This window comes from Candidatus Enterococcus wittei, assembly GCF_002140175.1.
Lineage (GTDB): Bacteria > Bacillota > Bacilli > Lactobacillales > Enterococcaceae > Enterococcus_B > Enterococcus_B wittei.
The window spans coordinates 326,657-331,574 of the sequence record NZ_NGMO01000001.1; the positions used below are offsets into that span (position 1 = coordinate 326,657).

Below are 4,918 nucleotides of genomic sequence, written 5' to 3' on the forward strand. Positions count from 1 at the left end.
GTCTTTTTTATTTATTCTCTAACTGTTAAGGAAAAAAACTTGTCATGTTCATATTGCAAAGCACGCTCGCTTTAGGTATAATAATGAATGTTGAATTATGCGGTAACACGCGTAAGAACTTTACTTATCGGAGGTGAAACAAATGCCAAACATTGAATCTGCAATCAAACGTGCTCGTACAAGCGAAAACGCGAATGTAAAAAATTCATCTCAAACTAGTGCTATGCGTACTGCAATCAAAAAATTTGAAGATGCTGTAGCTTCAGGTGCTGATAACGTAGATGCGTTATATAAAGAAGCTGCTAAAGCGATTGATATGGCTGAATCTAAAGGTCTTATCCACAAAAACAAAGCGAACCGCGACAAATCTCGTTTAAGTAAAAAAATCGCTAAATAAGGAAATCGGCTGCGGCCGGTTTTTTTATTTAGTTTAAAAAATTTGAATATAACTGAGGATTTTTATTTTCTTCTGAAGCCAATTAGCAAAAACCTCCCCTTCTTTTTTCGTTTAAAAAAAAGAATGTCATAATAAAAACAAAATAGCATCCTTTCTGCTCACATCAAAATTACTTCACTTCAATATAATATTAAATACAAAAACTCTAAAAAACATTATTTTTACAAACAGTATAGTGGAAACATGAATATTTGTTTTGAATATTTGTTTTGAATATTTCTAAATGTACACACATTGAATGTCTACACCTCTTCTCTCCATATTTCCAACACTCCACAAATTCCCTGGGCTTCTTTGATCGAGAAAATAAACTTAGCAAGACTTCCTCAACGCTACCTTGTCACCAAGGTAAAATCTGGTTCTAAAATTTAGAAGACAAACTTTCACAACCCAAAGAGTTCACTCCTTAAAGCCAATGTTAAAGAACAAAACAAGAATTGGCAAAAAGAAACGAAAAGGGAGAGATTGGATCCATTGTCCAGAATAGGAATGCTATATTGTCTCTAGGAGAAACAACCCAAATTTCATACCTTTCAGCAACTTAAAGATATTGAAAAGTTTGTATGACAAGAGCGAATAGAATATCCAAAGTAGGAAAGAAAAGTAAGATACACTTTTTAATTGATGTTTACTGTCCACTCTCACTCTTCACGGATATCTCCCCTTTTCTCCATCATATTGTTCATTGTTCTTTATCTTTGTACATAATGTAGGAAATTCTGTACATTTGGTTGATAGTATTGAGTTAGTTATTTCTATTTCTTTCTAGTTCTTGTTTATTTTGCTGGTTGAATACCTTTGGTTGATTGATCTTGTCACTTCTTTCTCTACTAGCAGTTAGAATATGTGTTATAGTCTTCGTAGCCATTGGTTGAGTAGGAATGAGCTGACTCATCCTGTTGCTGTTTACGGTACTCGGAGTTAAAAGATTTAAAGAACTACGATTAGCTTTAACTTTTGGAAATTCCGGTTTTATTTGTAGTCCATAGGCAACTTGAACTGTACCGTAACTTCTTATTATCCCTGTGGTTACAAGTTCTAGAAAACTTTGCTTTGAAATATTCTTTGGGGGTTCCTTTGTCGTTGAAGCTACCTCTCTCTTTTCTCTTTTCACAGTAGTTGGATGATCACTTTCATTAGTCACTGCAATTGTTTCAGTTGATTGTTCTTGTTCCTGGTCCTTATCCAATTCAAGATCTCTTGCAAAATTACCATAAGCATATGTATTAACAGCTACTGCTAAAAATATAAATATCGATTCATCTTCAATTGTCGAATCTTTAAGACTTCTCGCTTCACGAAGTACTCCTTCGAAATTTCTTCCTTCTGCCAAATCTTTGATGATGAACGCCACCATATCTGCATCACTCATCTGTAAATTCGCTCGCAACAAATCACTTTTTATTGTTTCTTGCCACACGGTCGTTAGTGCTAATCCCGGTTTATTTTGGGTCCTTTCTATGTGTTTCACAAACTTTTTGAAACCATCAGAAAAAAATATTCTCGAACGTTGTTTCTGATATTCCTCTAACACCATTTTTCCAGTTTTTTTAATACCTATTGTCTCTCTATAATATTTTGCGACATCTACTGTCTTCGCAACAAGATGAGTGGTTTCATGCATGAGTGTTCGACTTTTCCCTGAGTTAATCATGCCACCTTTGTCGAAATCTGGATTAAGATAAAAACTATCCGCTAGAAAAATTATTCTACATTCTGGATCAGTAGGGAATATAAATGCCCTAAAAGCTATGCTATTCTGAGAGGCTGAAATATATTCTTTAGAGCCTGGTTGCTTAACTAATTCACTGGATGCGATCAAAATGTTCTCATAACCCCAGTCCGCTGTTTTTTGAAGGAATTCCATTCCTTTTCTTGATATAGATATCAATCTTTGAACAATTTCCAATAGTATCTGTTCCTGATTCACTGCCGATTCCAATCTAAACATTTTGACCAAATATTCCCCTTGTGGGGTTTCTGCAATTCTTCCTTTTGTTAACACATTTTGACACACCTCTAATGTTTTTTGAAAACGTTCTTGTGCTTTCTTATAATCTTTTATCAGTTCTAGCACAAACGGTTTGAGAAAGTCTGGTTTGTTACTTAACTTAAGACTCTTATATACACGATAGGGAAGTGGCGGCTCCTTAGAGAAAACTCCAGTTATGAATTCCAAAATTTTATATTTATTAACATCTTCATGATTATAAACATAAATCCTCGGTTCTGGGAGAAACCTCGTTAGCGAATCCATACGCACAGTAGTATCTTCATCTATGCTCACAGGTGGAACCTCAACTTCAATATCTTGGACGTTTCTAAATTCATTCCATTCCTCTCCTCTTCCTGGTGGATCTGGTAAGTCTCCAACTGGCGGAAGTTCCACTTCTTGCCCCGTTTGTCTGCTGATTCCCTGGGAAGATCCAGCTTCAACTTGTTTTAGTCTCTCTCCTTCCCTCAACCTTTTGTCTAAACTTGTCTCTAGACGAAACAGTTCATTTTCTGGCTCAAATATCAACACGGTCATCGGCTGTTGGATATCTTTTTTTACTAAATGATACCAATCCCAATTCTTATATAATTGAATCAATGGGATATAGTGATCATTGATTTTAATGTAAGATCTCCCATATTTATTCCACATTAGCGTTTGTTCATCCGGACCAGAAAGAACACTTGGATCCTTGATTGATTCAAATTCATCCATATTCTTCATTACTTCATCTGCTAATTTTTTCGAAACAAAAGGAGAAGTCGCGGGTTCAAAATACCATTCTTTTCCATTGAAATTCACGGGGTAAATCTTCTCTCCATCTACCACATCATAACGCACCCCATGTTCCTCAATAGGGGTTACTCTCACAGGTACCGTATGACCGTTTATTGTAATGAAATACTTGGTTTCTTTACCTTTTTCTGCGACAGACATGACTTTCCCACTGCCATAGGCATTGGCATTCAAATTGGGTTCAACTACAAAAATCTGATCTGGATCAATTTCTTTAGCTAACCGCTTGAGCCGCGCATTTTGTTCCTCCGTAAATGAGGCAGGCTCCGTAAATCTCGCTAATCGGTTCCCCTTCAACCAGAAAGGATTGCCATAGACATCTCCGCTTCTCAGATCAGTCACCAATCTATAGGACTCATTTTCCATTCGTTTGGCATAAACTTCTAATCCCTCTCTTGGTAAGTAAGTCCTGATGATATCTTTCGGTAACGTAGGTGTCTCCTTTACTAAACCAGCCATTTTTTCTAACAGTTGTTTAACGTTTTTTTCACCCAAACTTCATTTTTTAAAGCCACTAACTCCTGGAACACAAATTTACTTCCATCAGTGACGGATTCGATGCCTGGATCAAGATACCGTCTAATATTTACTAGAACTGACTTGACTTCTGAAATTTTGGGAGTAAATCGAGCCCCTTGACGGATCGCATTTCTGATTCCCCCTGTCGCCATCGCTTTGGCCATCCCTAAGGCAAATCTTGTACTAAGGGAAGTCACTTGCCCGAGAACTGGGATCAAGAGGACAATATCGATGATACAAGAAGGAGCCGCTCCAGCGAAATCTCGATCGATGAGTCCCGTCACACAATCGTAAAAAGGAATCATATGTTTGGCGACATCCCACACCTGCTCACTGATGGATTGATCATTGCCGGATTTATAGAGTTGATCGTACAGAGTATCACTATGCTTCCGGCTGAACGCATCAATCAAGGGTTGCGTCTCCTCCCCTTGTGGTAACTTCTTGCTCTTGTCCATACGAGTAATAAATCTAAAGTACCGTTTCCCTATTTGAACCTCACTACCTTCTTTTTTATACCTTTGATTCCAAAGCTCTTTATGATTTAGTAGCCCATATTTAAAATAAGCTAAAAGATCTTTATCCACTCGATAAAAAGTATAGGCTCCCCCCTCCAATTTTTTTAAAGCATACCATCGCTCTTCATTTTTTTTGATGGCTACAAACAAATCGGTCTGATCTAACTTAAGTTCATTTAGAAGGACAAAAGGCATAGAATTTTTCAATGACGAGCTAGAAGAAGTATGCTCGATATGTTCCAACTCGGCAGAGGCCTCATAAAGTTCTGTTTCAAGAGAGAAAATAAATTCCCGTTCTTTAAGGTCGAATCCTTTCAGCGCAAGCTCAATCAGTTTTTGATCCAATGGATAAAAAGTATCTGAGACTGCTTTGGTCAATCGAGTATACCATTCTTCTAAATTAGGTGAGGTAAACTTATTGTAACAAGGTTCCAGTCCATTAAGATAATTTTGAGTCATTGCATGAAAGGTGAAGATTGTTACCCCAGCATCAACACACTTCTGAGCCTCTCTCTCTGCTAACGCCTGTTTCCGTCGCCAAGCAAGTGCTTCTTTTTGATAGACGGTAAAAAGGTCATAGAGTGTTTTTTGATATTCTTTCAGTTGTAAATACCCACTTTGATGATAGCCAAT

The 4,918-nt window shown here is 37.1% G+C and carries 2 protein-coding genes and 1 pseudogene; 1 reads left to right on the forward strand and 2 read right to left on the reverse strand.

What is annotated here, in order from left to right; all coding sequences use genetic code 11:
* The first annotated feature begins 142 nt into the window (after window positions 1-142).
* On the forward strand, window positions 143-397 hold the full coding sequence (gene rpsT, locus A5844_RS01180; protein WP_086283242.1) for a 30S ribosomal protein S20: 255 nt from the start codon (window positions 143-145) through the stop codon (window positions 395-397).
* A gap of 805 nt (window positions 398-1,202) precedes the next feature.
* Here the strand turns inward: rpsT and A5844_RS01185 are convergent.
* The gene (locus A5844_RS01185) at window positions 1,203-3,743 is read right to left on the reverse strand and encodes a hypothetical protein (RefSeq protein WP_086283243.1); all 2,541 of its coding nucleotides are present in this window, start codon (window positions 3,741-3,743) and stop codon (window positions 1,203-1,205) included.
* A pseudogene (locus A5844_RS01190) lies at window positions 3,713-4,918 on the reverse strand (hypothetical protein); the annotation flags it as partial. The pseudogene A5844_RS01190 and the gene A5844_RS01185, both read right to left, overlap by 31 nt.

Excerpts from the sequence above, each read along its gene's own strand:
- rpsT (WP_086283242.1), top strand. The coding sequence starts at position 143 with ATGCCAAACATTGAATCTGCAATCAAACGTGCTCGTACAAGCGAAAAC.